Genomic DNA, 26,982 nt, shown 5'->3' with positions numbered 1-26,982 from the left:
CAAGGAACTGCGTGCATGAAGCAAGCCTTTACCTCTGCCCCGCTATTCACCATGGCCTTCGCCGCCGGCCTGCATACCGCGCCGGCACTGGCCGACGAACCTGCTGCCCAGGCACTGGGTACGGTGATCGTCACCGGCAACCGTGGCAGTGAAAAACGTACTGTCACCAGCAGCCCAGTGCCCATCGACGTGATCAGCGCCAAGCAGCTGCAGGAAACCGGCAAGCCGGGCCTGATGGAAGCCCTGAGCGCCAGCGTGCCGTCGCTGACCCTGCCGGAAAAGACCGGCTGGGACGCCAGCGGCATGGCCCGCGCGCCAAACCTGCGCGGGCTCAACGCCGCCCAGGTGCTGGTGCTGGTCAACGGCAAGCGCCGCCACACCAGCGCCACCCTGAACATCAGCGGCATCAACGCCGGCGCCGCCCCAAGCGACCTGGACCTGATCCCCATCAGTGCCATCGACCATGTCGAAGTGCTGCGTGACGGCGCAGCGGCCCAGTACGGCTCGGACGCCATCGCCGGGGTGATCAACGTGATCCTCAAGGCCGATACCAGCGGCACTGCCGTGACCACTGCGGGCCAGGGCTACGACGGCAAGAAACAGACCGTGCAGCAAAGCCTGAACAAAGGCTTCGAGATCGGCCGCGAGGGCATCCTCCAGCTGGCGCTCGACGCCCGCAGCCAGAACGACGACAACAAGGCCAGCGCCAACGGCTACAGCCAGGCCGAAGCGCTGGAACGCGCCGGCAAGGTCACCTACGGCGGCTACGGCACGCCGAAGATCAACCTGCTGACCCTGGGCTACAACGCCGAACTGCCGCTGCAGGACGACCTGACCCTGTACTCGTTCAGCACCTGGTCGTACCGCAAGGCCGAGCAGGGCCAGAACTTCCGCCTGCCGACCATCGTCAACACCATCACCTCCGGGCCCAACGGGCGACCGGCCGGCTACACACCGACCTGGTACATTGAGGAGTACGACTACCAGGCGGCATTCGGCGCCAGGGGCCTGGCTGGCGAGTGGGACTGGGATCTGTCCAGCACCTACGGGCGCAACGAGGCCGAACAGGGCACCTGGAACAACCAGAACCCGTCGCTGGGCGAAGCCACGCCCGACCATTTCGAGTCCGGCACCTGGGTCAGCTCGCAGCTGACCAGCAACCTCGACCTGCGCCGCAGCTTCGAGGTAGGCCTGGCCAAGCCGCTGGACGTTTCCTGGGGGCTCGAGCAGCGCCGCGATACTTACCAGGTGCAGGCCGGCGACTGGGCCAGCTGGGCAGACGGCGGCTACTGCGCGGCACCTGGCAATTGCGCGGCTTCAGGCGCGCAGGTCACCAACGGCATCTCCCCGGCCGAGGCCAGCAGCACCAGCCGCAACAGCTACGCCGGCTACCTGGACGTGGGTTTCAACCCGCTCCCGCAGTGGTACTGGGGCGCGGCCCTGCGCTATGAACACTATGATCGCGGCATCGGTGCGACCCGCAGCGGCAAGCTCACCACCCGCTACGAGCTGACCCCCGAACTGGCCGTGCGGGCCACGGTGAGCAACGGCTTCCGGGCGCCCTCATTGGCCAACAGCCTGTTCAGCGCCCGCTCCACCACCTACGGCGTGGTCGACGGGGTGTACCAGTCGATCAACTACGGCGTGTTGCCGGTGGATTCGGCCGCCGCCAAGGCACTCGGTGCCGAGCCGCTCAAACCTGAAAAATCTGCCAACTACAGCCTGGGGCTAGCCTGGCAGCCCAGCGAGCGCCTGGCCTTCACCGCCGACGCCTACCTGATCAACGTACGCGACCGTATCACCCTCACCGGTACCTTGCTCGGCCCTGAGGTCACCCAGGCCCTGCTGGCCAATGGCATCGACTCGACTTCGGGCGGCCAGTATTTCACCAATGGCGCCAACACCCGCACCAAGGGCCTGGACCTGGTGGGCAGTTTTGACCAGGACCTGGGTGGCGCCGGGACTGTGAAGTGGACGGCGGCTTTCAACTGGAACGACACCGAGATTCTCGATTACAAGCAGAGCGTGAACATTCTCGGCACGCCGTACGAGCTGATGAACCGCCAGGCGCGCAACCTGCTCACCGAGGTACAACCGCACACCAAGCTGATCCTGGGGGGCAACTGGCGCCTGGACCGCTACCGGGTCAACCTGGGGCTGACCCGTTACGGTTCCTGGCGCGAAGTGAATGCCGCCAACGACCGTTCGCTGGACCGCGACTACAAGGCGCGCTGGATCACCGACCTGGATGTGGGCTACCAGCTGACCAAGGACCTGGAGCTGGCGATCGGTGCGCGCAACCTGTTCGACGTGTACCCCGAGCGCCAGGCGCCTGCCAGCAAGACCATGGTCAAGGGGTACGGGGTGTACTCGCCGTATGGCTTCACCGGCGGGTATTATTTCGGGCGACTGACCTACACCTTCTGACACGGCGTTCGCGCGCGTCTGTCACTGACGTTACTGGCCTGAAGCAAACGTAGGAGCGGATTTATCCGCGATGCGCCGCGCGGGCGGCGCTCGATCTCATAGGCGCTGAAGATTTCAAGGCGAACACATCCGAACACCGCACTAACCCCAGGGCATGTGGGGACCGCTTCGGGTCGACAGCTGCCGGTCGTAAATGACCGCAAACGCCCCATGGCGGACACCGTGCCAACGCCCTGTAGTCAGTACCGGCCTCATCGCCGGCAAGCCGGCTCCCACTGAGATATCACCAGCCTCCAGCCCTGCGCAGTCCAACCTGTGGGAGCCGGGCTTGCCGGCGATGGGCCGCGAAGCGGCCCCGGCCTTCGGATGTCCGCCATGACATCGTCTGCGCCTATGAGACCGAGCGCCGCCCGCGCGGCGCATCGCGGATAAATCCGCTCCTACGTTTGTTTTTGGCCAATTATGTCTGAGGGGTGCGCGCGACCGCCTTGGTGCATGACGCAATATCGAGTCGTACAAACAAGGGTTCGCGCGCGTCTGTCACTGACGTTACTGGCCTGAAGCAAACGTAGGAGCGGATGTATCCGCGATGCGCCGCGCGGGCGGCGCTCGATCTCATAGGCGCTGAAGATTTCAAGGCGAACACATCCGAACACCGCACTAACCCCAGGGCATGTAGGGACCGCTTCGGGTCGACAGCTGCCGGTCGTAAATGACCGCAAACGCCCCATGGCGGACACCGTGCCAACGCCCTGTAGTCAGTACCGGCCTCATCGCCGGCAAGCCGGCTCCCACAGAGATATCACCAGCCTCCAGGCCTGCGCAGTACCTGTGGGAGCCGGGCTTGCCGGCGATGGGCCGCGAAGCGGCCCCGGCCTTCGGATGTCTGCCATGGGTCGAAAGCGGCCGCTCCCTTTGGACGCTGACGCGGTATCTGTTCCACCAACGATCCGGCGATCTAGCGGGTGAAGCGCGGTATCGGCAAGCCGAGGCTCTCGCGCAGGGTAGTGCCCTCATAAGCGGTGCGGTATACCCCACGCTCCTGCAGCAATGGCACTACCTCCTCGGTGAACCGGCGAAACTGCCCCGGGTGGCCAATGTAGATGTTGAAGCCGTCCAGCGCCCGCGCCTCGAACCATTCGGCCATCTTCGCCGCCACGGTGTGTGCCGAACCCACGAACGCCCCCGGCCGCAACTGGCGGCCGAACTCCACGGCCTGGCGCAGGCTGAAGCCCTTGTCCCTTGCCTGGTCGGCAATGCGCTTGGCGTTGGTGAAGAAGCTGCTGCGGGCGTATTCCAGGCTTTCCTGCGGGAACGGCGCATCCAGGTCATAGCGGCTGAAGTCATGCCAGCCGAAATTGCGCCCGAACTCTTTCAACGCCAGTTCAAAGCTGTGGTCAGCCTGGTGGTAGTGACGCTCGATCTCTCGGGCATGGTCGTCCGTGTCGCCAACGTAAATCTCCGCCCCCGGCAACACCAGCAACTGCTCCGGGTCACGCCCCAGGCGTACGGCACGGCCCTTGATGTCCCGGTAGAACGCCTGCCCCTGCTCGATGCTGGCGGCATGGGTGAACACCACGTCGGCAGTGGCGGCGCCCAGGTCGCGGCCCTGCTCGGAATCGCCCGCCTGGAAGATCACCGGCTGGCCCTGCGGCGAGCGCTGGATGTTCAGCGGGCCAACCACTGCAAAGTGCTCGCCCTGGTGATTCAGTGCATGCAACTTCGACGGGTCGAGAAAGCGACCGCTGGCACGATCCCGGGGAAAGGCGTCGTCTTCGTACGAATGCCACAGCCCTTGTACCACTTGCACATGCTCCTGCGCCCGGGCATAGCGGGTGTCGTAGTCGTAGTGCTCGTCCAGCCCGTAGTTGCCGGCGGTGCCGGCATCACCACTGGTGACCACGTTCCAACCGGCGCGGCCCTTGCTGATCAGGTCCAGCGAGGCGAGCCGGCGGGCGACGTTGAACGGCGCGTTGTAGGAAGTGGTGAGGGTGCCGACCAGGCCGAGGTGGCGGGTGCTGACCGCCAAGGCCGAGAGCAGGGTCAAAGGCTCCAGACGGTTGAGGTAGTGCGAGGGCGAGCCTGGGGTAATGAACTGGCTGTCCACGATGAACATCAGGTCGAACAACGCCGCTTCGGCCGTGCGGGCGATGTCGATGTACCAGTCGATGTTGACGCTGGCGTCGGCAGGCAGCTCGGGGTCGAGCCACAGGTTATGCCGGCCAGGGCCGCCGCAGCCCATGGTCAGGGCACCGAGTTTGATCTGTCGTTTGCTCATGGGGATCCCTTCACTGGCTGCTGATGGCGGGGGCCTGGAAGGCCGCGCCGAACGAGGTGTCGAACAGGTCCGCCGCCGGGTAGGGCTTGATAAGGCCAAGCCCGGCGAAAAAGTCCACGGTCTTCTGCGCATCGGCGATGACCTGCGGGCTCAGCGGTGCCAGGTCGGTGCGCGCACGGGCGAACCAGGTGCGGGCGATATCGCGGTCGGCACGGGTTCGCTGGGCCCAGGCATCGGCATAGGCCTCGGTATTGGCCGGGTCGTTCAGGGTCCAGTCACGGGCCTTTTTCAGGCGCTGCAGAAAGTCGGCGATCTGCGCCCGCTTTTGCTCCACCGCCTTGCTGTTTGCCACTACGAAGCTCTGCGCTGGGATGACCCCCTCGGCGGTGGCCAGCACGCGGGCGCCCTGGCGCTCCTGCTGGGTGACGTAAGGTTCCCAGGTGGCGATGACATCCACCGAGCCGCCGTCCAGGGCGTGGGAGGCATCCAGCGCGCTGAGGTAGCGCAGCTCCAGGGCATCGCGGGGCACGCCTGCCTTGTCCAGGGCGCTGAACAGCAACTGCTGGCTCCACGAACCCTTCCATATCGCTGCGCGTTTGCCACGCAGGTCCTGCAGGCTGTGGATGGGTGAATCCTTGCGCGCCAGGATGGCCACGCCTTCGAGGTTCTGACGGCTGACCGCGATCACCTTGATCGGCGCGCCCAGGGCGCCGAGAAACAGCGGCGGCGCGTCGCCCAGCAGGCCGATGTCGAGGCTGCCGACGTTGAGCGCCTCGGCCACCGGCGAGCCCGCGGTGAACTGCTTCCATTCCAGGGTGTAAGGCAAGTTGTCGAGCACCCCAGCCGCTTCCATGACGGCGCGGGCGTTGTAGCTCTGGTCACCGACCACCAGCGTCTGGGCTGCGGCGGCAAGGCTGAAGGTAGTGGCCAGCAGCGTGGCAGCCAGGTGTTTCATATACCGCACGTTCGTCTCCAGATGCCCCGTCAGGGGCAGATGAGCCGATCCGCGCGTGCGGTCTCGTCCAAGGTTTATCTATAGCCAAAAGGCATTAATAGAGTGTTGGTTATAAACTAAAGTGTATTTGCGAGCCTGTGAAATGCGCATTAGGCATAACCTCATGCCTTTGGCGACGGCAATTTGAAAACATAATAGCGCAGGTGTAAATGCATTATTTGCATATTAGCTTATGATTATTTTGCATTTTGAGAATAGAAAGAGGATTTGCTAGGGTTGACCGGAACCCGAAAGCCGAGCCTGAACCATGACCCAGAACCTGCGCCCGGAGCGCTTGCGCCATTTCATCGACCGCCTCGCCGCGCTGCTTGACCAGCAGCCCGACGAAGCCGCCCTGCTCGACCGCGGCCAGCAACTGCTGGCCGAGCTGGTCTCGCATGACGACTGGCTGCCGGACGACCTCGCCCAGCCCGACCCGCAGCGCTATCAGCAGTACTTGCTGCATTGCGACTCACGCCAGCGCTTCTCGGTGGTGAGCTTCGTCTGGGGCCCTGGGCAGCAGACGCCGGTACATGACCACCGGGTGTGGGGCCTGATCGGCATGCTGCGCGGCGCGGAACTGGCCCAAGGCCTGGAGCGCGACGCCCAGGGCAAGCTGCTGCCGCTTGGCGCGGCAGTGCGCCTGGAGCCGGGCCAGGTGGAAGCGGTGTCGCCGCGCATCGGCGACATCCATCAGGTCAGCAATGCCTTCGACGACCAGGTGTCGATCAGCATCCACGTCTATGGCGGCAACATCGGCGCAGTCCAGCGCGCAGTCTATGCCGAGGACGGCAGCGAAAAACCGTTTGTTTCCGGCTACTCCAATACCCGCCTGCCCAACATCTGGGACCTGTCCAAAGAGAACCTTGCCCCATGAGCTCCGTCACCACCCGCCGATACCACGACATCCGCCGCGCCCTGCTGGCCCGGGAGGAACTGGCCCTGATCGACGTGCGCGAAGAAGACCCGTTCGCCCAGGACCATCCCTTGTTCGCCGCCAACATTGCGCTGTCCAAACTTGAGCTGGAGGTTTTCGCTCGGGTGCCACGGCGTGACACCGCCATCACTGTCTACGACAACGGCGAAGGCCTCGCCGAAGTGGCGGCGCAGCGCTTGCTGGCGCTGGGCTACCGCGACGTGGCTGTGCTTGACGGCGGCCTGGCCGGCTGGCGCGCCGCGGGTGGCGAATTGTTCCGTGACGTCAATGTGCCGAGCAAGGCCTTTGGTGAACTGGTGGAAAGCGTGCGCCATACGCCATCGCTTGCTGCCGAGCAGGTCCAGGCGCTGTTGGATGAAAAGGCCGATGTGGTGGTACTCGATGCCCGCCGCCTCGACGAATACCAGACCATGAGCATCCCCGGTGGTGTCAGCGTGCCCGGTGCCGAGCTGGTGTTGCGCGTAGCCGAGTTGGCACCGGACCCGGCCACCCAGGTGATCGTCAACTGCGCAGGGCGCACCCGCAGCATCATCGGCACTCAGTCACTGGTCAACGCCGGCATTCCCAACCCGGTCGCCGCCCTGCGCAATGGCACCATTGGTTGGACCCTTGCCGGCCAACAGCTGGCCCATGGCCAGGACCGCCGCTTCGCCGAAGTCAGCGCCGCTACCCGCGCCAACGCTGCGCGCCAGGCGCGAGCAGTCGCTGACCGCAGCGGTGTGCTGCGCCTGGAACGTGCCGGGCTGCGCGACTGGCAGGCCGACCCCACCCGCACCACCTACCTGTTCGACGTGCGCACGCCCGAGGAGTACAACGCCGGCCACCTGCCTGGCAGCCGCTCGGTGCCGGGCGGCCAGCTGGTGCAGGAAACCGACCACGTGGCCAGCGTTCGCGGGGCGCGCATCGTGCTCGTGGATGACGACGGCGTACGCGCCAACATGAGTGCTTCATGGTTGGCGCAGATGGGCTGGCAGGTAGCCGTGCTCGACGGTTTGTCCGAGGCAGATTTCACCGCCACCGGCGAATGGCAGCCGCCCCTGCCCGCACTGCCCGCCGCCAACGAGATCGGTGTCGAGCAACTGGCCAGCTGGCTGCAGCAAGACGGCACGGTGCTGCTGGACTTCACCACCAGCGCCAACTACGTCAAGCGCCATATCCCGGGTGCCCACTGGGCGATCCGCGCCCAGCTGGCCGAAACCCTGGAGCGTTTGCCACAAGCCAGCCGCTATGTACTGACGTGCGGCAGCAGCCTGCTGGCGCGCTTCGCCGCACGCGACCTGCAAGCCCTCACCCGCACACCCGTTTACCTGCTCGAAGGCGGCACCGCGCGCTGGATCGCTGCCGGGCTACCGCTGGAAACCGGCGAAACGCAGCTTGCCGTACCACGCAGCGATCGCTACCGGCGCCCGTACGAAGGTACGGACAACCCCCGCGAGGCGATGCAGGGGTATCTGGACTGGGAGTTTGGCCTGGTTGCGCAACTCGAGCGCGATGGCACCCATGGGTTCAAGGTGCTCTGAACCTGAACGAGCGACAGGCTGTTTTGGGTCGGTAACAACCCATTGTGAACGACAGCCATCGGTCATGGCTGACTTCCAAAGGCCGGGGCCGCTTCGCGGCCCATCGCCGGCAAGCCCGGCTCCCACGGGTACTGCGCAGGCCTGGAGACTGGTTATATCTCTGCGCTGGTCCGAAGACTGGTGATATCTCTGTGGGAGCCGGCTTGCCGGCGATGAGGCCGGTAATGACTACAGAGCACTTTGGGAAGGTGCCCGCCATGGGTCGATAGCGGCCCATCACGACAGGTAGCTCCGCTGCGTTGCAGTCAATCCCATCCCTCAGTTTGAAGTGCTTGCCTTACGGATCCGCCAGCCCTTCGCGCCTCGGGGGCGACTGGCGAAGGCAAGATCGCGCTGCTAGCCTGAACCTTCGTGCTCAAGAAGATGGGCTTAATCATGAACTTACCCAGTTCATAGTTCCCTCTAACATCCGCTCAGACAACGCTGCGCAGTCTATGGAAAGAGGAACCTCCATGCAGAATATCACTGATATCGAGCCGGCTCAGGATCTGTCATCTTTCATTGGGACTCACTTCATCTACACGTACGCCAACGGCTGGAAGTATGAATGGTACGCACGTAATGCGCATACCTGTGACTACCGCATCCATCAGGGGCTGGTGGGCGGCCGTTGGGTAACGCATCAAACGATGAGCCTGGTACAAATCGGCCCGGGTCTGTTCAAGGTTGACTGGCATGAGCCGACCGGCACCTGTGTGAGCCTCTTGTTCGACATCGCACAACGCCGACTCCACGGCACGATTTTCTTCCCCCAGTGGATTGCCGGAGAGGGGCAACACCCGGAAAAAACGATCTGCTACCAGAATGACTTTATAGAAGACATGAACCGATTCCGAGACGAGGGCCCCGCGTACCCGTATGTCATCATCAGCGAATTCGCCAAAATAACATTCATGGAACAACGCGGCGCTGACAATGATCAGGTGATCAATGCTGCACCCGGGCAACTGCCAAGTGGCTTTCTCGATCAAACAAATTGAACGCCAACTTTGACTGAGTCCGGTTGTTGACAGGTTCGGGGATGGCCACATTTCAAATCCAGGAGCGCGGCAGCGTTCGGCGCATGCCGCTCCTGCAGGATCGTGCATACCCGCAGCAGGAATCGCATAACGCAGCCCAGCCCAGGCGCCTTACTCTTGTTTCACCTGCTTATCGGCGGGGCCTCTTACAGCCAGAAACAGGAGTGGGAAAATGCACGGTATCGAACAAAAAGTCATCGTGATCACGGGCGCCAGTAGTGGTATCGGCGAAGCAACAGCCCGCCTGCTTGCCAGCCAAGGCGCTCGCGTTGTTCTGGGTGCCCGCCGCACCGATCGCCTGCAAGCTCTCGCCACGGAGATCCGGGCAGCCGGCGGTATCGCTGATGTACTGGCGCTGGATGTCACCCGCCTGGAGAACATGCAGTCCTTCATCGACTTCGCTGTCGAACTGCATGGCCGGGTCGACGTTCTGATCAACAACGCCGGCGTCATGCCCCTTTCCAAGCTCGAAGCGCTCAAGGTCGATGAGTGGAACCGGATGATCGATGTCAACATTCGCGGCGTGCTGCACGGCATTGCCGCAACGCTGCCGCTGATGCAACAACAGCGCGCCGGCCAGATTATCAATATCGCCTCGATCGGGGCCTACGCTGTGAGCCCGACCGCTGCGGTGTACTGCGCCACCAAATATGCCGTACGGGCCATTTCAGAGGGTTTGCGCCAAGAGGTGGGTGGCGATATCCGGGTCACCGTCATTGCACCAGGCGTTACCGAGTCCGAGCTGGCCGAAAGTATTTCCGATGAGGGCGGGCGTGCAGAGATGCGCGAGTTCCGCAAGATCTCGATCCCTGCTTCGGCCATTGCCCGGGCGATTGCCTATGCGGTTGAGCAACCTGCGGATGTGGATGTCAGCGAACTGATCGTGCGCCCGACCGCAAGTCCATTCTGAGTGGTACTTGCGATCCGAGGCCTGGTCAAACGCCTCAGGCGACTTTGATGACTACTTTGCCAAAAGCGCCTCGGGCCAGGTGTTCGAAGGCCTTGTGCGCGTCGCTGAACGCGTAGGTCTGCTCTATAACCGGGCGAATGCGGTGCTCATTGAGGAATTCGTTCATGCGATCAAACGAAGAACGAGGCGCCACGGCTATGCCACGAAGCGTGGTTTGGCGGAAGATAAGCGGCATGAGGCTGAGCGAGGTGGTCTGGCCGGTGAGAAAGCCGATCTGAGCGATCTTGCCAGCGGCTTTGGTTGCCAGGATGGACTGGTTCAAACCCTCCCCTCCAGCCACATCAAGAAGCAAGTCGACACCTTTGCCGTCGGTGAGCTTCAGAACTTCATCTTGCCAGTTCGGGAAGGTCCGATAGTTGACGCCCGCCACTGCACCGAGCTTTTTCACCGCCTGCAGATTGGCATCGCTGCTGGAGGTTACGATCACCTGGGCGCCAAGTGCGGTCGCCAACTGCACAGCAAATATCGATACCCCTCCGGTGCCTTGCACCAGCACCGTCTGGCCGGGTTGGATCTGGCCGTAGTCCACCAGCGAATACCATGCCGTCAGCGCTGCAATCGGGAGCGTCGAGGCTTCTTCGTCGGACATGTCGTGTGGCGCACGTACAGCGCTCTGTTCATGAATGATCATGAATTCGGCCAAGCCGCCTGGCAGTGGCATGCCGAAGCAGTAGGCAGGTTCGTCCGGCCCCGGCTCGCCGTCAATCCAGCGTGAGTAAAGGTGCGAATTGACGCGGTCGCCCACCTTGAATCGGCTGACGCCTTCACCCACGGCAACCACAGTGCCCGCGGCATCGCTGACCGGTATCAGTGGTTTCGGTACCAAATGAGGTTCGTAAAAGCCATCGACGATGGCCTTATCGCGATAATTGAGCGAAACGGCGCCGATCTTGACCAGCAATTCACCTGCCTTGGGAGAGGGGGTAGGTGTTTCGCCGAGTGCCAGATTATCGAGTCCGAAATCGTGCAAAAGCCATGCTTTCATTGCCTGTCTCCAGTGTATGTGTAACCCAATGGCGACATTTTCCCCAAGCAACGGCTCTCGATAAATGCCCAGCCAGGCACAGGATTGTTATTTTCAAATGCAACAATCAAACTGTGCACCTGCACTGAACCGGCAACAAATACTCAACGTCAGAGGGCGCTATGGAATTGCTCCAGTCCATGCAAGTGTTCACCCGAGTGGCGGAACTTGGCAGTTTTACCCGAGCGGCTGACGCGCTGCAGATTGGCCGCCCGCAAGTCACGCGGGCGATCCAGGAGTTGGAACTTTCGCTTGGGGTGAGGCTGTTTCAGCGCACCACCCGCACCGTCAGGCTCACCTCGGAAGGAGAACAATTTTACCAGCGCGCGAAAAAGCTCCTTGGAGAGCTGGCGGATGCCACGGCGATGTTCTCGTCGGCAGGTTCGAGCTTGCGGGGTCGATTGCGGGTGGACATCCCCACCGCTTTTTCCCAGCCGGGGCTCATAGAGAGCCTGCGAGGGTTCTCAACCCTCTACCCTGGAATCGAGTTGGCGCTTGGGGTCACCGACAGGACCGTCGACCTGGTTGCAGAAGGCGTAGACTGCGCGCTGCGAATCGGGCAATTACCCAGTTCAAGCCTGGTGGCCTCTCGCATCGGTATGGCGACCATGGTCACCTGCGCGGCTCCGCGATATCTGAGCGAACATGGTGAGCCGGAAACCTTGGAGGCATTGAGCGCGCACCGTGGCGTGACCTTTCTCTCCGGGCAGAGCCAACGCCCACTGGCCTGGCAATTCATGGACGGCGGTCGCGAGCAATCTTATGTCAGTCGCCAGGGCATCACCGTCAACGAGTCCAATGCGTATGTCCAGTGTGGCATCGCAGGCTTCGGCATATTACAGGCCCCAGGCATAACGCTGGACCGGTTCCTGGCCGACGGGTCACTGGTTGAGGTGTTGCGAGCCTTTCGTCCACGGCCCAGGCCCGTATCAGTGCTGTACCCTAGCCGCTCGCACCTGGCTCCCCAGGTGGAGGCCTTCGTTAGCTGGGTGCGCGACGAATTTCCCAAACTCTATGGGCATTGGCTAGAGGCTTAGTCGGAACGCCAGAAGGCATACTAGACGACTGGTCTAATCTGGGTTAGGCTGTACCCACTATGAAGAAACCAGCGATTGAAATGCGTGAGCACATCCTTGATGTTGCCAGGGCACTTATGACCCACAAAGGCTACACAGCTGTCGGCCTCAACGAGGTGTTGAGCACTGCCGGTGTACCCAAGGGCTCGTTCTACCATTATTTCAAGTCCAAGGAAGAATTCGGCCAAGCATTGCTCGACGTGTACTTCGCAGAGTATCTGTCCCGTATCGAGCCGATTCTCCGGCAGCAGCCTACCGGCGCGCAAAGCCTACTGAAGTATTTTCAATACTGGAGTGAAACCCAGCATGACGACGCCGTCGATAACAAATGCCTGGTAGTCAAGCTCGGCGCTGAAGTCTGTGATCTTTCTGAAGTGATGCGTCAGGTGCTGGATCAAGGCACTTCCCGCATCATCAGGTTGATCAGCGATAGCATCGAACGCGGTATCAACGATGGCAGCATCGTTACCAATGACCGCGAAGCGCTGGCCGAATCGCTTTATCAACTCTGGTTGGGCGCGTCATTGATGGCAAAAGTGAACCGCTCTGCCCAACCCTTCCAATCGGCTTTGACCATGACTAAAAGCCTGCTCGGTTGAGCGGCTTTTTTTTATCCGAAAACTAGACGACTGGTCTACTCAATGGAATCTCTCATGACTGACAACAGCACCCGTACCGACCTGTTCGAACCCACCCGCATGGGCGCTATCGAACTCGCCAACCGTATCGTCATGGCACCTGTCACTCGCAGCCGTTATGCCGAGGATGGTATCCCCAATGAACTGCACGCTACCTACTACGCTCAGCGCGCCTCAGCCGGCCTGATCATCGCCGAAGCGACTAATATCAGCGCCCAGGGCCGTGGCTATGCTGCCACGCCAGGCATCTGGAGCGCAGAACAGACCGCTGGCTGGAAGAAAGTCACCGACGCTGTGCATGCCGAAGGCGGCAAGATCGTATTGCAGCTGTGGCATGTCGGCCGCTTCTCCAGCGTCGAACTGCAACCTGACGGTCAGGCACCGGTAGCCCCTTCGGCGATCAAGGCCGAGGGCAATACCTATACGGCCGATGGTTTCGTGCCGGTGTCCACACCGCGCGCCCTGGCTACCGACGAGATCCCCGGGATCGTCGAGCAATACCGTACTGCCGCGCGCAACGCCAAGCTCGCAGGGTTCGACGGCGTGGAGGTCCATTCTGCCAACAGCTACCTGCTCGACCAGTTCCTGCGTGATTCCACCAATCAGCGTACCGACCACTACGGTGGGTCGATCGAAAACCGGGCGCGCCTGACACTTGAAGTCACCCGCGCGGTAATTGAGATCTGGGGGAGTGACCGGGTTGGAATCCGACTTTCGCCGGTAACGCCGGACGCTGGCAACACACCACCCGACAGCAACGTCATGGGCCTGTTCGGTTACCTGGTGCCCGAACTTGACGCGCTCAATCTGGCTTACATGCATTTCGTCGAAGGCGCCACGGCGACCAGCCGCGAAGTCCCGGCGGACGTTGACATGGATGCCCTCAGCGGCCTTTTCGCAGGGCCCTATATCGGTAACAACAACTACGACCTGGAAATGGCCATCGAGCGGCGCGCTCAAAAAAAGATCGACGCCGTGGCCTTCGGCCGCCTGTTCATCTCCAATCCCGACCTGGTTCAACGCTTGCGCCAGGGTGCGGCGCTGACGGTCGCTGCACGAGAGAGCTACTACGGTGGTGGCGCCAAGGGGTACACCGACTGGCCGAATGGCAATTACTGAATCCGCGAGCGCCGAGGCGCTCATCCTCTCCACGTGTAACCGCTTTTTCATCAAAGGAACAACACCATGAACAAACCCACCTACGTGCAGGAATACAACGCCATCGTCGAAGTACTCAACCAGTACAACGAAGGCGGCAAGCAGGCCAAGAGCAGCATCATGAAACCGGCGTTCAGTGAGCAGGCCACCCTATTTGGCGTCGATGCTGACGCCAAGCTTGTTGGCGGGCCGATTCAGGTCCTGTTCGATACCATCGACCACCCGCCTTTTCACCCCTCGCCCGAGGCCCAGGGCGTCATCGTCAATATCGATATCGTCGGCACTGCCGCAAGCGCGCGTATCGATACCAACGACATCTCCGGTTTCTGCTTCACTGACTTTTTCAATTTATTGAAAGTCGAGGGTCGGTGGACTGTGGTCAGCAAGATCTACCACACCCACATCGCGCCCTGACCTGCGCTGTTTTCAGAAACTGAGCGGGATCCCCATCAGAACTGCGCAAGCCTTCACGGGCCTGGCTCGTGAAGGCTTGCTGTGCGATGGCAGTGCAGTGGATCAGAACGCCGGCACCACATCGCCGTGGTAGCGCTCAAGAATGAACTGCTTGACCTGTGGCGAGTTCAACAACGCACCCAGCTTCTGCACTGCCGGGTCGTTGGCTTTGTCCCTGCGCACGTACAGGTAGTTGGCGTAAGGCGACTCCGAACTTTCGATGAACAGCGCGTCCTTGTGCGGCACCAGCTTGGCCTCCAGCGCGTAGTTGGCGTTGATCAGTGCCATGTCCACCTGGCCCAGCACGCGCGGCAGCATGGCGGCTTCCAGCTCCTTGAACTTGAGGTGCTTCGGGTTGCTGGTGATGTCGGCGGCGGTCGCCATGATGTTGCTGGGGTCCTTGAGCGTGATCAGCCCCTGCTTGGCGATCAGCAGCAATGCGCGGCCAGAGTTGGTGGGGTCGTTGGGAATGGCGACGGTGGCGCCGTCCTTCAGCTCTGCCACCGATTTGACCTTGCTCGAGTAGGCGCCGAACGGCTCGATGTGAACGGCCACGACCGGCACCTGGTCGCTGCTTGGCCGGTCTTTTTTGTAGGCCTCGTAGTAAGGCTTGCTCTGGAAGTAGTTGGCATCCAGCCGCCCCTCGTCAACCTGGCGGTCGGGCTGGATATAGTCGGTGAACACCTTCACGTCCAGTTCCACACCTTGCTTGGCCAGTTCAGGTTTGAGGAACTCCAGGATCTCCGCATGGGGCACGGGCACCACGGCGATCTTGAGCGTTTCGGCTTGTGCCACGCCAAGGGAGGCGGCCAGCAGGGCAAGGGAAAGTGCAATGCGCTTCACAGGTGTTTTCCTTCGAATCGTTCAAGGGTGAATGAGGACAGGTCGAGGTCGCTGGTACCACGTGTGCACCACTGCGCAAAGGCTTCGCCCAGGGCAGCCGAGTGCTTGAAGCCGTGGCCAGAGCAGGCGGACACCACCAGGGTGTGCTTGAGTGTGGGGTGCTGGTCGATGATGAAGTGGCGGTCCGGGGTGACGGTGTAGGCACAGACGGCCGACTTGAGGACCTTGGCGGTGACCCCGGCAATACGGCCCTGCACTTGCTGCTGGTACATGTCCCGCGCTTCAGCTGCAGACACGCTGCGGTCCAGCAGGTCGGGCTGCGAGGCCGTGTGATATTGCGCGGTCGCAATCTTGAGGCTGCCCTCGCCGGGTTGCGCGGGGAACCCGTAATTGATTTTGTCGTCCCCGCGCCCATGGGTGAGGATGAACGTGGGCGACGCGCCCTCCAGGCCAGCGCCGGCTTCGAGTTCGAACCAGAAGAGTTTCTGCCGGTAGACACTGAGCAGCCGGTCAAAGGGCTCACCCAACAACCCGCCCGCCCAATTACCCGCGCTGAACACCAGCTTGCCGGCCTTCACCGTGCGCCGATCGGTGGTGACCGTGACGCCCTGTTCATCCGAGCTGATCCGGGTAACCGTTTCTCCCGTATGCAGGGTCGCACCGTGCTGCGCAGCCAGGCGCAATTGCACCTCGATGCAGCGCTCGGGGCGTACGAAACCGCCCCCAGGCTCGAAGTAGCCGATCGCGTCGTCGCGCACGTTGGCAAATTGCGGGAAGCGCTGGCGAATCTGCTCGGCGTCGAGCACTTCGTGTTCGATCCCGTAGGTCTGGGCGAGGCCTATGGTGCGCAAAGTGAAGTCGGTTTTGTCGTCGGGGTCGAAGTCGGGGCTGGATGTCAGCGCGAGCAAGCCAGATTGATCGAACAACGACTCGCCGGTCAGCGCTTCCAGCTCGCGCCAGATTTGCTGGGCCCTTTTCACGATGGGTACGTACTGCGCGCCCTCCCCCACGGACAGCCGGGTAATCCGCGTGTCACCGTGGCTCGAGCCAAAGGTATGCGGGGGCTGGAAGCGGTCGATGCCCACCACATCGACACCCGCCTTGGCCAATTGATAAGTGGTAGCGGCGCCCATTGCACCCAGACCGATGACGACTACTTCACAGTGCTCCACGGACAGCGCTCACTCAAAAAGGCGCTAGTTGAAAGCAGGTGCTCGCAGGAGACAAAGAATTAAAAGGTATAAGGTTATGCCCAGGCGCGCAGAGCGCAGGCGTACGCTCATCTTCTGCTTTTAATGTTGCGTGCATCATGAATATGACTAAAGCCGCTGTGAAATCAATTCAGTTCCCCTCGTTCGCCCCACTACCTAAGATGCGCCTTAATTTAAGGCTTAGCAAAAACTTGAGTGGAACACCTGATCATGGCACACACAGACTTCACGTTTTCCATCAAGCGCATTGGCTTCGACGAGCACTATAAACCCGCCGACAGCACGCGCATCACGACCAACTTCGCCAACTTGGCAAGGGGCGCCAGGCGCCAGCAGAATTTGCGCAACACCTTGACCATGATTGACAACCGTTTCAACGCCTTGGCGCACTGGGACAACCCCAAGGGTGATCGCTACACGGTGAAACTTGAAATCATTTCCGTCGCGATGTCGGTGGATAACGACCGCCCCGAGGCCGGCCTGCCCTTGATTGAAATCCTCAACACACAGATTTTCGATCGAACGACTGGCGAGCGTATGGCAGGTATGGTCGGCAATAACTTCTCTTCCTATGTGCGGGATTACGATTTCAGCGTATTGCTGCTGGAGCATAATAAAAACCAGCCTGGGTTCAGCACGCCTGAGCACTTCGGCGAGCTGCATGGCAAGCTGTTCAAGCGCTTCGTGAACTCAAGTACGTATAAAGACCAGTTCGACAAGGCACCGGTCATCTGCCTGAGTGTTTCGAGCAGCAAGACCTACCATCGCACTGAAAATCAGCACCCTGTGTTGGGCCATGAATATCAGCAGGATGACTATTCGCTGACCGATGAATACTTCGCAAAAATGGGGCTGAAGGTGCGTTACTTCATGCCGCCAAACAGCGTTGCACCGTTGGCGTTCTATCACCACGGCGACTTGCTCGCTGACTACACCAACCTTGAACTGATCAGCACCATCAGCACAATGGATACCTTCCAGAAAATCTACCGGCCCGAAATTTACAACGCGAATTCTGTGGCAGGCAAAACCTACCACCCTAGCCTGCAGCATGAGGATTATTCGCTGACACGTATTGTTTACGACCGAGAGGAACGTAGCCGGCTGGCCATTGAGCAGGGGCGCTTTGTCGAGGAGCACTTCATCAAACCGTACCAGGCGGTGCTTGAACAATGGTCCGCCAACTACAACTCCTGACCCATTTGAAAACAAGGTTTGCGTTATGAAAAAGCTGTTGCCCACATCGACTGCCGGCAGTCTGCCGAAACCCTCTTGGCTCGCCCAACCCGAAACACTCTGGTCACCCTGGAAATTGCAAGACCAGGCATTGGTCGAAGGCAAACAGGATGCCCTGCGTTTATCGCTGCAGGAACAGCAACACGCAGGCATTGATATCGTCAGCGATGGCGAGCAAACGCGCCAACACTTTGTGACGACCTTCATCGAGCACCTGAGCGGCGTGGATTTCGAGAAACGTGAAACGGTCAGGATCCGTGACCGCTACGATGCCAGCGTGCCAACGGTAGTGGGTGCTGTTGAACGTCAAAAACCGGTATTTGTGGAAGATGCCAGGTTCTTGCGCCAGCAAACCGGGCAACCCATAAAATGGGCGCTGCCAGGCCCCATGACCATGATCGACACGCTGTATGACAACCACTACAAAAACCGCGAGAAGCTGGCCTGGGAGTTCGCCAGGATTCTCAACCAGGAAGCCAGGGAGCTGGAGGCTGCCGGTGTCGACATCATTCAGTTCGATGAGCCAGCGTTCAATGTGTTCTTTGACGAGGTGAATGATTGGGGAGTGGCCACCCTGGAAAGGGCCATCGAGGGCCTCAAGTGTGAAACGGCCGTGCATATCTGCTACGGCTATGGCATCAAAGCCAACACCGACTGGAAAAAGACCCTGGGGGCCGAGTGGCGTCAATACGAGCAAGCGTTCCCCAAACTGCAGAAGTCCAGCATCGATATCATCTCGCTGGAATGCCACAACTCGCATGTGCCTATGGACCTGATTGAACTTATCCGCGGCAAGAAAGTGATGGTAGGCGCCATCGACGTGGCGAGTCACACCGTTGAAACACCCGAGGAAGTTGCCAACACCCTGCGCAAAGCACTCCAATTCGTAGACGCCGACAAACTCTACCCTTGCACCAACTGTGGCATGGCCCCCCTGCCCCGCGAGGTTGCCAGAGGCAAGCTGAGTGCCTTGAGCGCCGGCGCGGCCATCGTGCGCCAGGAACTTTCGATGCATTAACCCACGCGTTTGTGTAGGAGCTGGCTTGCCTGCGATCGGCTGCGCAGCAGTCGTAAATTCTGTATCCGCGCCCTGCCTGGTACAACGCGGATACCGGTTTTACGACTGCTGCGCAGCCGATCGCAGGCAAGCCAGCTCCTACACGCAAGCCTTCGTTGTGCGCGCCATAAGCAGCAGGGCCAAGCCCACCGCCAGCGCGGCAATCAATGCGCCCACCCAGCCCAGCGCAGCCAACCCCAACTGTTGAATTGTCGCACCGCCAATCATAGCCCCCAAGCCGATACCGCCGTTGGCAGCCGATACGTTCAGCGTGCCGGCCAACGCTTGCGCTTTCGAGCCGGCGATCATCACCCGCACCTGGCAAACCGGGAACAACGCGGTGTAGGCAATGCCCCACGCGGCCAACGCCACGATCAGCAACCACAAGGTATCGACTGCAGGGGCCGCGGCAGCCATACCGGCCCCCAGCACGATCAGCAACAGGATGGTTGCACCGAGTGGGCTGCGGTCAACCAGCCGCCCGCCAATGGCATTACCGATCATGCCCACTGCGCCAAACCCCATCAGCCACCAGCCCACCTGCGCGCTGGGCACATGGGCCAGCCGCTCGAGGATATCGGCCAGGTAGGTGTAAGCGCTGAACATGGCCGTGAACACCACCACGGAAAGTGCGATGTGCAGGAGAAATTTCGGGTCTTTCAATATGACGGTCTGACGCTCGCCGACGGCGCGCTTGGGGGCTTCTGGGAGTGTCGGCAGGCGCACCCACATCAGCAGGGCTATCACCAGGCAGACGCCGGAAATAAGCCAGAACGTACCCCGCCAGCCGAGCGCATCCGCCGCCAGCGTGCCTGAAGGGATGCCAAACACGAACGCCGCCGTGATGCCCAGGTAAACCCGGGCAACCGCTTTGCCCTCATTACCTTTGCCCGCCAATTGCCCTGCCGACTCGCTGGCGGTACCCCAGAACACCGGCAGTGTTGCTGCTGCCAGGATGCGCGAAATCGCCATGGTCCAGAAGTCCGTAGCGACGGCCGACAGGGCATTGGAGGCGGCGAAGATGAGCAGCACACCCAGGAACACCTTCTTGCGGTCCCAATGGGAAATTGCCGCGGTGAGGAACGGCCCCACCAGCATCACGGTAAACGCGAACACGGTGACCAACTGGCCTGCGTGCGCAACGGTAATGCCCAGGTCACGCGCGAGCCCAGGCAAGATGCCGAGGATGATGAACTCTGTGGTCAGCACAGCGAAGGCAGCGAGGGTGAGAATCAGGATGCTGCTGCCCGCGCGGGCATCTGCTGCCGCGGAAAGGGGCGCCGTGGTGGCATGCATCTACAGGTACTCCAACAGGAAAAGGTGGAGCGAAGGGTATACTGGAAAAAAAAGATCAGCTTTGGCAATTAGGCAACGATATAGTGAAAATCTATTCCACAATGGGGGCGATCGGTGCTGAGCGAACAACGCTTGAAAGGTATTGCGGTTTTCATCTGCGTGGCAGAAGCCGGCAGCTTCACCGCAGCCGCCGACCGCCTGAGCTTGACCACCTCGGCGGTCAGCAAGAGCGTGGCGCGGCTTGAGGAGCGTTTGAACATCAAGCTGTTCGAACGCAGCACCCGCCGCTTGGCCCTGACCGATGCGGGGCTCGATTACTACCGCACCTGTAAAGAGGTCGTGGCCAGCCTGGACGAGGCTGAGATGGCCATGCACAGCCCCCAGACAGAGCCATGCGGCCGGGTGCGAATCGACCTGCCGGCGTCTTACGGCAAATTGCGGGTGCTCCCCCTGCTCATCGACTTCATCGCCCAGCATGAGCTGCTGATGCCACACATCACGCTCACCGACCGCTTTGTCGACCCCCTGGAAAATGGCATCGATATCCTGGTGCGCATCGGCGGGCCCGACACCTGGCCCCAAGGTATGGAGCGTCGATTACTGGGTGTTCAGCAGCACATCTTTTGCGCATCGCCAGGCTACCTGCAGCGGCGTGGAGTACCTGAAACTGAACAGGACCTGCATGCACATGGCTGCGTGCTCTATGGCAAGACCGACGGCGGCGTATACCCGCTGCACTTTCCCGGTGGCCACGCCAGTGACAGTGAGCAGCGCATCGTCCCCGGGCGCATCGCCATTGGCAACGCAGAAGGGCAACTGGCGTTGGTGCTGGCCGGGCTGGGCGTGGCTCAGTTGCCCACGTGGCTGGTGCAGGAGCACCTCGACGCAGGCACGTTGGTGCAGATCCTGCCTGAACTCACCACTGACGGCTTGCCGATCAACATCGCATGGCCCAAAAGCCGGCAATCACAGCCCAAAGTGCGGGCATTGGTCGATGCCATTTGTGCGCACGCGATGCAAAATTGTACAAAAATCTAACTCTGTATAGCTTTATGCGAAGGGCTGATCTATACCTGTACAAGAAAACTTTTTTGTACAGGCTCGAGCATGCCCAGCTACCTGCAAACCTTCGCCGAACGCTTTGCCCGGCTCGATGCGCACACCCTCGACCAGCTGGGTGACTTGTACAGCGACGACATCAGCTTTCGCGACCCACTGCATCACATCAGCGGCCTCCCTGCCCTGCACGCCTACTTTGCCGAGCTTTACGGCAATATCCAGGAGGTCCACTACACCTTCGAAGGCACCGATGAGGTGGCGCCAGGCCACGGCTACATTCGCTGGACCTTGCAGTTTCGCCACCCGCGCCTGAATGGCGGGCAAAGGGTCAGCCTGCAAGGCTGCAGCCACCTGCGCTGGCATGAACGTGTGCACTTTCATCAAGACTACTTCGACGCAGGCGCACTGCTTTATGAGCATGTGCCGGTGCTGGGCGGCGCGGTCCGTTGGCTCAAGGGCAGGCTGGCATGAGCCGCTGCTGGCTGACCGGTGCCAGCAGCGGCATTGGCGCAGCATTGGCGAAGTGCCTGTTGGAACAAGGCCACCAGGTTGCGCTTGGCGCACGGCGGGCTGACAGCCTGGCGCCGTTGGCCGCGCAGTTTGGGCAGCAGACCTTGCAGGCCATCGGCGATATCGATGACCCGCTGCAGGTCGCACAAATGGCCGCACAGGTCGAGCAGAACTGGGGCGCGCTGGACCTGGTGATCCTCAACGCCGGCACCTGTGAATACCTTGAGCCTGGCCAGTTCGACCCGCTACTGGTCGAGCGTGTGGTCCACACCAACCTGGTCGGCCTCAGCCACTGCCTGCACGCCGCCTTGCCGTTGCTGCGCCGTGGCCAGCGGCCGCACCTGGTGGTGGTGGGCAGTTCGGTGTCGTGGCTGGCACTGCCCCGTGCCGGGGCATACGGCGCGTCCAAGGCGGCCGTGCGCTACCTGATCGAGTCACTGCGCATTGACCTGATCAACGAGGGCATCGACGTCACCCTGGTCAGCCCCGGCTTCGTCGACACACCGCTGACCCGTCGCAACGACTTCCCCATGCCCCAGTTGTGGAGCGCCGAACGCGCCGCTGCGCACATCGCTGCGCGGCTGCCGCGACGCCCGCTGGAAATCAACTTCCCCGGTGTTTTCACCCAGGTGCTGCGCCTGCTCGGCGCGCTGCCGGTGCGCTGGCGACTGAAGCTAGGCCAGCGCCTGGCACGCAAGCAGCAGGAATAGACCCACATGCGCATCGCAATCATCGGCAGCGGTATCGCTGGCCTCACCTGTGCCTACCTGCTGTCACGCCGGCACGACGTCACGGTGTTCGAAGCCGCCGACTGGATCGGTGGCCATACCCACACCGTCGATGTGCAATGGGGCGGCCAGCAGTACGCGGTGGACACCGGTTTCATCGTCTTCAACGACTGGACCTACCCGCACTTCATCCGCCTGCTCGACCAGCTGAACGTCGCGTCCAGGCCAACCGAGATGAGCTTTTCGGTGCACGACCCGCGCAGCGGTTTCGAATACAACGGCCATGACCTGAAAACGTTATTCGCCCAGCGCAGCAACCTGTTGTCTGCCGGGTTCTGGGGCATGTTGCGCGACATCGTGCGCTTCAACCGCAAGGCCATTGCCGACCTGGAACACAAACGCATCGACGACGCCACCACTCTGGGTGGCTACCTGCAGATGCAGGGCTACGGGCAGCGTTTCATCGACCATTACATCGTGCCGATGGGCTCGGCGATCTGGTCGATGTCGCGCGCCGACATGCTCGGTTTTCCGCTGCAGTTTTTCGTGCGCTTCTGCCGCAACCATGGCTTGCTGTCGGTGAGCAATCGCCCGCAATGGCGAGTGATCGAGGGTGGCTCGCGCAGCTACCTGGCGCCGTTGTGCAAGCCTTTTGCCGAACGCATCCGCCTCAATTGCCCGGTCAGTCGGGTGAGCCGGGACGAGGGTGGCGTGACCGTGCACAGCGCAGTGGGCAGCGAGCGCTTCGACAGCGTGGTGTTCGCCTGCCACAGCGACCAGGCTCTGGCCCTGCTCGAGGCGCCCAGCGCCGACGAGCGCGCGGTACTGGGCGCCATCACCTACGCCAGCAACGACGTGGTGCTGCACACCGACACCCGCCTGCTGCCCAAGCGCCACAAGGCCTGGGCCAGCTGGAACTACCGCCTCGGTGGCCCTCAGCAGGCCCCCGCCGCGCTGACCTACGCAATGAACATCCTACAGGGCATCGACGCGCCAGTGACCTTTTGCGTGAGCCTGAACCAGACCGCGCTGGTGGACCCGACGCAGATCCTCGCCCGCTTTGACTATGCACACCCGCAATACAGCCTGGTAGCCCTGGCCGCACAGGCCCGCCAGGACGAACTGCAGGGGCGCCAGCACAGCTACTACTGCGGCGCTTACTGGGGCAATGGCTTCCACGAAGACGGCGTGGTCAGCGCGCTGAAAGTGGCGGACTTTTTTGGAGAAGGCTTGTGAACAGCAGTTTGTGTCACGGCTGGGTCAACCATCGGCGCCTGACCCCGCGACAGCACGTGTTCCGTTACCGCATCGGCATGTTCTACCTGGACCTGGATGAACAACCCCGCCTGCTCGGCCTCAGCCACTGGCTGGGGCGTTCGCGGCTGGCGCCGTTGTGCTGGCGAGAAAGCGATTACCTGCCGGCGCTGACCCGGCAGGGCGTGCCCTTGGCCCAGGCTGCGCGGCAACTGGTCGGCCAGGCCACCGGGCAAACACCTGAAGGCGCTGTGCACCTGCTCACTCAGCCACGCTGCTGGGGGTTGTCTTTCAACCCGGTAAGCGTCTACTTCTGCCACGACCGGACCGGCCAGCTGGTGGCGATCCTGCTGGAGGTGCGCAACACGCCCTGGCGCGAGCGCTTCCACTATGTGCTGCCCGTGCACAACGGCCTGAAATCGGGGTTTTCCGTGGCCAAGGCATTTCACGTTTCGCCCTTCATGCCGCTGGACATGGAGTACCGCCTGCGCTTCGTGCTCGATGCACAGCGCGTGCACATGCACATGGAAAACTGGCACGAAGGGCAAAAGGTGTTCGACGCCGACCTGGCCTTGCAACGTGCGCCGCTGGACCGCGCCGCCCTGCACCGCCACATCCTCACCTTCCCCTGGATGAGCCTGCGCACGGTGTCGGCCATCTACTGGCAAGCCCTGCAGTTGTTGCTCAAGCGCACACCCATCCACGACCACCGCGCCAGCCAGGGCAACCTGGGCCTCGGCCACGCCGCCTGTAAGGAGCCCGATCATGACCGATCCCACGTTGAGCGTTAGCAAGTCGGCCGGCCGTACGCCGTTATTCGCCAGCCTGGCCAGAACGGCCGTGCTGGCCCAGTTGCGGCGCCTGGCCCACGGCAGTTTGCGGGTAATCTGCAATGACCGGCAGTGGAGCTTCGGCGACACCGGCAGCGCGCTCTACGCCGAAGTCGAAATCGTCGACGAGGCGGCCTGGAGCCTGGTCGCCAGCAGTGGTTCGATTGGCGCTGGGGAAGGCTACATCCACGGTTACTGGCGCAGCCCCGACCTGGCCGCGGTAACCCGCGTGTTCGTCGCCAACCTCGATGTCCTCGACGCCATGGAGGGCGGCCTGGCGCGCCTGGCACGCCCCGCCCTGCGCCTGCTGCACCAGCTCAACCGCAACAGCCGGCGCGGCGCACGGCGCAACATTCTCGCCCATTACGATTTAGGCAATGCCTTGTTCGAACGCCTGCTCGACCCGACCATGATGTACTCGGCGGCGCAGTTCGACAGCGCCGAGCAAAGCCTGGAACAGGCACAACTGAACAAGCTTGAAACGATCTGCCAGAAGCTTGAACTGAAACCCGACGAGCACCTGCTGGAAATCGGCAGCGGCTGGGGCAGCCTGGCCATCCACGCGGCCACCCGGCATGGCTGCCGTGTTACCACCACGACGCTGTCTGACGCGCAATACACCCACACCCTGCAACGCGTGCAGGCGCTGGGGCTGACTGAGCGCATCACGGTGCTGCGCGAGGATTACCGAGACTTGCGCGGGCGCTTCGACAAGCTGGTGTCAGTGGAAATGATCGAAGCCGTCGGCCACCGCTACCTGCCCACGTACTTCCGCCAGTGCGCCGGGCTGCTCAAGGACGACGGCCTGATGCTGCTGCAGGCGATCACCATTCGCGACCAACGCTACGCCCAGGCGCGCCGTTCGGTGGATTTCATCCAGCGTTACATCTTCCCCGGCGGTGCGTTGCCCTCGCTTAGCGTGCTGCTGGATACCGCCAGCCGCCAGACCAAGCTGAACCTGGTCCACCTCGAAGACTTCGGCCAGGACTACGCACGCACCTTGCGCCATTGGCGCGACAACCTGCGCCAGGCGCGCGCCGCGCTGAAAGAGCTGGGTTACGACGACACCTTCCAGCGCTTGTGGGAGTTCTACCTGTGTTACTGCCAGGGCGGGTTCGAGGAGCGCGCAATTGGTGTGGCGCAGTTGCTGTGGGCGGCGCCGCAGGCGCGTCGGGCACCGCTGCCAGGCGCCTGAGCGGTGCCCAGGCGATGGCTGATCGGCAATGCCTTGTGGTTGCAGGCAGGGTGGTGGATCTGTGTATTGGGGGCGCACAGACCTTGGCTGCTGGTGATGGTGCCGATTGGCCTGGCGTTGCACCTGCGCTATTGCCAGGACCGCGGTGCAGAAGTGCGTGCGCTTTTTTGGGTAACGCTTGCCGGTTGTGTGCTGGACAGCGTGCTGGGGGCGATGGGGGTGTTCGACTTCGCCCAATGGCCGTTGCCTCTCTGGCTGGCATTGTTGTGGCTGGTGCTGGCCAGCGGGCTGCGCCATAGCCTGGCGTGGGCAGCGCGGCCGGTTTGGCTCGGAGCGCTGCTGGGTATGTTGGGTGGCCCGCTGGCTTATCTGGCGGGGGCCCGCTTGGCGCAGGTAGCGTTGCCGATGGGGGTTATGCCGACTGCGATTGTATTGGGGATGATCTGGGCGCTGGTATTTCCATTGGCCCTGCGCATTGCATTAAGGCCTAAGCCAGCCCCAACCCTCTGATCAGCGCGGGCTACTGTGGGAGCGGCTTCAGCCGCGAAGCAGGCGCCGCGGTGGATGGCACCGGCTTCGCCGGTGTTCGCGGCTGAAGCCGTTCCTACAGGATCCCCCGCCAAATCAGTAAGTTAGCGTTTGTTCTGTGGGAGCGGCATTGACCCTCTGTGTTCACGGCGTGCCCGCCGGCAACCGGCGGAAGAACAGGGTTATCTGCGCGACCTCCACCCCCAGCTTGCGCATGCTCGAGCGGTTGATCAGGGTGTCGGCATCCATCAGGTACATCCAGTCGTCGATGTCCATTTGCCAATGCCGCCCGTCCACCGGCACGTCGAGCGTGTAGCGCCAGCGCAAGGCATTGCCGGCCACCTCGCCACGCGCCTCGCCGATCACGTCACCCGCACGCCCGCGCCAGCGCCCGGGGCCGTCCGGGGTGATCGTCCAGGTGCGCTGCTGGCGGGTACCATCGCTGTACAGGAAATGCTCGTCGAGTATCAGCTTCTCGCCCTCGCGGCGGCTGTCGATACGCACATGGAACCGCTTGGTCACCTCCCCCGAGCGCTTCTGCACCATGCCCCACGCCTGCACCGGCACCGCGAAGAACGCGACCAGGTCCAGCGTCGGCTTCTCGCCAGCGTAGTGGTCCACCTCGACGTTGCCGCAACTGCCCAGCAACAGGCAGCCAATCAACAGCAGCACTCTACCCAT

General features: G+C 62.0%; 25 protein-coding genes. 18 read left to right on the top strand and 7 right to left on the bottom strand.

The genetic code is table 11. The features are described from left to right. Positions 1-15 precede the first annotated feature (15 nt). The gene (locus tag ABEH27_RS04660) at positions 16-2,427 is read left to right on the top strand and encodes a TonB-dependent receptor (protein ID WP_346612429.1); all 2,412 of its coding nucleotides are present in this window, start codon (positions 16-18) and stop codon (positions 2,425-2,427) included. Between the two features lie 958 nt (positions 2,428-3,385). Here ABEH27_RS04660 and ABEH27_RS04655 read toward each other — a convergent pair. Beyond that, positions 3,386-4,705 (bottom strand): LLM class flavin-dependent oxidoreductase, encoded by a 1,320-nt coding sequence (locus tag ABEH27_RS04655; RefSeq protein WP_346612428.1) that lies wholly within the window; start codon positions 4,703-4,705, stop codon positions 3,386-3,388. 10 nt (positions 4,706-4,715) lie between these two features. After that, entirely contained in the window at positions 4,716-5,669 is a 954-nt protein-coding gene (locus ABEH27_RS04650; protein ID WP_346612427.1) for an ABC transporter substrate-binding protein, read from the bottom strand. 298 nt (positions 5,670-5,967) lie between these two features. Here ABEH27_RS04650 and ABEH27_RS04645 point away from each other — a divergent pair, with 298 nt between their 5' ends. The 4 genes from ABEH27_RS04645 to ABEH27_RS04630 all read left to right on the top strand — a co-directional run bounded on the left by ABEH27_RS04645 (position 5,968) and on the right by ABEH27_RS04630 (position 10,145). Beyond that, complete coding sequence (locus ABEH27_RS04645) at positions 5,968-6,576, top strand: cysteine dioxygenase (protein WP_346612426.1); 609 nt, start codon at positions 5,968-5,970, stop codon at positions 6,574-6,576. Continuing rightward, the gene (locus tag ABEH27_RS04640; protein WP_346612425.1) at positions 6,573-8,156 is read left to right on the top strand and encodes a rhodanese-related sulfurtransferase; all 1,584 of its coding nucleotides are present in this window, start codon (positions 6,573-6,575) and stop codon (positions 8,154-8,156) included. Before ABEH27_RS04645 ends, ABEH27_RS04640 begins: the two co-directional genes overlap by 4 nt. Before the next feature lie 512 nt (positions 8,157-8,668). After that, positions 8,669-9,196 (top strand): phenolic acid decarboxylase, encoded by a 528-nt coding sequence (locus ABEH27_RS04635; RefSeq protein ID WP_346612424.1) that lies wholly within the window; start codon positions 8,669-8,671, stop codon positions 9,194-9,196. A 211-nt stretch (positions 9,197-9,407) separates the two neighbouring features. Next, positions 9,408-10,145: an SDR family oxidoreductase gene (locus tag ABEH27_RS04630; RefSeq protein ID WP_346612423.1), complete on the top strand. Its 738-nt coding sequence runs from the start codon at positions 9,408-9,410 to the stop codon at positions 10,143-10,145. Positions 10,146-10,179: 34 nt separating this feature from the next. On the opposite strand, the gene ABEH27_RS04625 is transcribed toward ABEH27_RS04630, so the two are convergent. Next, positions 10,180-11,190: an NAD(P)-dependent alcohol dehydrogenase gene (locus ABEH27_RS04625; RefSeq protein WP_346612422.1), complete on the bottom strand. Its 1,011-nt coding sequence runs from the start codon at positions 11,188-11,190 to the stop codon at positions 10,180-10,182. A gap of 179 nt (positions 11,191-11,369) precedes the next feature. Here ABEH27_RS04625 and ABEH27_RS04620 point away from each other — a divergent pair, with 179 nt between their 5' ends. From ABEH27_RS04620 to ABEH27_RS04605, 4 genes are all read left to right on the top strand, one after another. Continuing rightward, entirely contained in the window at positions 11,370-12,266 is an 897-nt protein-coding gene (locus ABEH27_RS04620; protein ID WP_346612421.1) for a LysR family transcriptional regulator, read from the top strand. 59 nt (positions 12,267-12,325) lie between these two features. After that, complete coding sequence (locus tag ABEH27_RS04615) at positions 12,326-12,904, top strand: TetR/AcrR family transcriptional regulator (protein WP_346612420.1); 579 nt, start codon at positions 12,326-12,328, stop codon at positions 12,902-12,904. A 54-nt stretch (positions 12,905-12,958) separates the two neighbouring features. Continuing rightward, on the top strand, positions 12,959-14,062 hold the full coding sequence (locus ABEH27_RS04610; protein ID WP_346612419.1) for an alkene reductase: 1,104 nt from the start codon (positions 12,959-12,961) through the stop codon (positions 14,060-14,062). 66 nt (positions 14,063-14,128) lie between these two features. Beyond that, complete coding sequence (locus ABEH27_RS04605) at positions 14,129-14,515, top strand: nuclear transport factor 2 family protein (RefSeq protein WP_346612418.1); 387 nt, start codon at positions 14,129-14,131, stop codon at positions 14,513-14,515. A 102-nt stretch (positions 14,516-14,617) separates the two neighbouring features. On the opposite strand, the gene ABEH27_RS04600 is transcribed toward ABEH27_RS04605, so the two are convergent. Next, a complete protein-coding gene (locus tag ABEH27_RS04600) occupies positions 14,618-15,397 on the bottom strand; it encodes a MetQ/NlpA family ABC transporter substrate-binding protein (RefSeq protein ID WP_346612417.1) in 780 nt (259 codons plus the stop codon). Then, positions 15,394-16,569, bottom strand: coding sequence for an N-methyl-L-tryptophan oxidase (solA, locus tag ABEH27_RS04595; protein ID WP_346612416.1), 1,176 nt, complete (start codon positions 16,567-16,569; stop codon positions 15,394-15,396). Before solA ends, ABEH27_RS04600 begins: the two co-directional genes overlap by 4 nt. A gap of 249 nt (positions 16,570-16,818) precedes the next feature. Here solA and ABEH27_RS04590 point away from each other — a divergent pair, with 249 nt between their 5' ends. Continuing rightward, positions 16,819-17,805: a DUF1852 domain-containing protein gene (locus ABEH27_RS04590; protein WP_346612415.1), complete on the top strand. Its 987-nt coding sequence runs from the start codon at positions 16,819-16,821 to the stop codon at positions 17,803-17,805. Positions 17,806-17,830: 25 nt separating this feature from the next. Beyond that, positions 17,831-18,862, top strand: a complete 1,032-nt coding sequence (locus ABEH27_RS04585) for a methionine synthase (RefSeq protein ID WP_346612414.1) — start codon at positions 17,831-17,833, stop codon at positions 18,860-18,862. A 138-nt stretch (positions 18,863-19,000) separates the two neighbouring features. Here the strand turns inward: ABEH27_RS04585 and ABEH27_RS04580 are convergent, their stop codons facing one another. Then, positions 19,001-20,197 carry an MFS transporter gene (locus ABEH27_RS04580; protein WP_346612413.1) on the bottom strand — a complete coding sequence of 399 codons (1,197 nt, stop codon included), beginning with the start codon at positions 20,195-20,197 and terminating at the stop codon, positions 19,001-19,003. Positions 20,198-20,311: 114 nt separating this feature from the next. Between ABEH27_RS04580 and ABEH27_RS04575 the strand changes: the two genes are divergently transcribed. From ABEH27_RS04575 to ABEH27_RS04545, 7 genes are all read left to right on the top strand, one after another. After that, a complete protein-coding gene (locus ABEH27_RS04575) occupies positions 20,312-21,235 on the top strand; it encodes a LysR family transcriptional regulator (RefSeq protein ID WP_346612412.1) in 924 nt (307 codons plus the stop codon). 69 nt (positions 21,236-21,304) lie between these two features. Next, on the top strand, positions 21,305-21,727 hold the full coding sequence (locus ABEH27_RS04570; RefSeq protein WP_346612411.1) for a nuclear transport factor 2 family protein: 423 nt from the start codon (positions 21,305-21,307) through the stop codon (positions 21,725-21,727). Next, on the top strand, positions 21,724-22,476 hold the full coding sequence (locus ABEH27_RS04565) for an SDR family NAD(P)-dependent oxidoreductase (protein WP_346612410.1): 753 nt from the start codon (positions 21,724-21,726) through the stop codon (positions 22,474-22,476). The genes ABEH27_RS04570 and ABEH27_RS04565 overlap by 4 nt, the downstream gene beginning before the upstream one ends. 6 nt (positions 22,477-22,482) lie before the next feature. Continuing rightward, positions 22,483-23,730, top strand: a complete 1,248-nt coding sequence (locus ABEH27_RS04560; protein WP_346612409.1) for an FAD-dependent oxidoreductase — start codon at positions 22,483-22,485, stop codon at positions 23,728-23,730. After that, positions 23,727-24,539 carry a DUF1365 domain-containing protein gene (locus ABEH27_RS04555; RefSeq protein WP_346612408.1) on the top strand — a complete coding sequence of 271 codons (813 nt, stop codon included), beginning with the start codon at positions 23,727-23,729 and terminating at the stop codon, positions 24,537-24,539. The genes ABEH27_RS04560 and ABEH27_RS04555 overlap by 4 nt, the downstream gene beginning before the upstream one ends. Further along, a complete protein-coding gene (locus tag ABEH27_RS04550; protein WP_346612407.1) occupies positions 24,514-25,773 on the top strand; it encodes a cyclopropane-fatty-acyl-phospholipid synthase family protein in 1,260 nt (419 codons plus the stop codon). The genes ABEH27_RS04555 and ABEH27_RS04550 overlap by 26 nt, the downstream gene beginning before the upstream one ends. 3 nt (positions 25,774-25,776) lie before the next feature. Then, positions 25,777-26,283, top strand: coding sequence for a DUF2878 domain-containing protein (locus tag ABEH27_RS04545; protein ID WP_346612406.1), 507 nt, complete (start codon positions 25,777-25,779; stop codon positions 26,281-26,283). 162 nt (positions 26,284-26,445) lie between these two features. Here ABEH27_RS04545 and ABEH27_RS04540 read toward each other — a convergent pair whose 3' ends face one another. Further along, entirely contained in the window at positions 26,446-26,982 is a 537-nt protein-coding gene (locus ABEH27_RS04540) for a DUF3833 domain-containing protein (protein WP_346612405.1), read from the bottom strand.

This window comes from Pseudomonas sp. P39-UII1 (assembly GCF_039672635.1).
Taxonomy (GTDB): Bacteria; Pseudomonadota; Gammaproteobacteria; order Pseudomonadales; family Pseudomonadaceae; genus Aquipseudomonas.
Note: the sequence above shows the minus strand (reverse complement) of the source record. Positions and strands in the feature narration are given on the sequence as shown.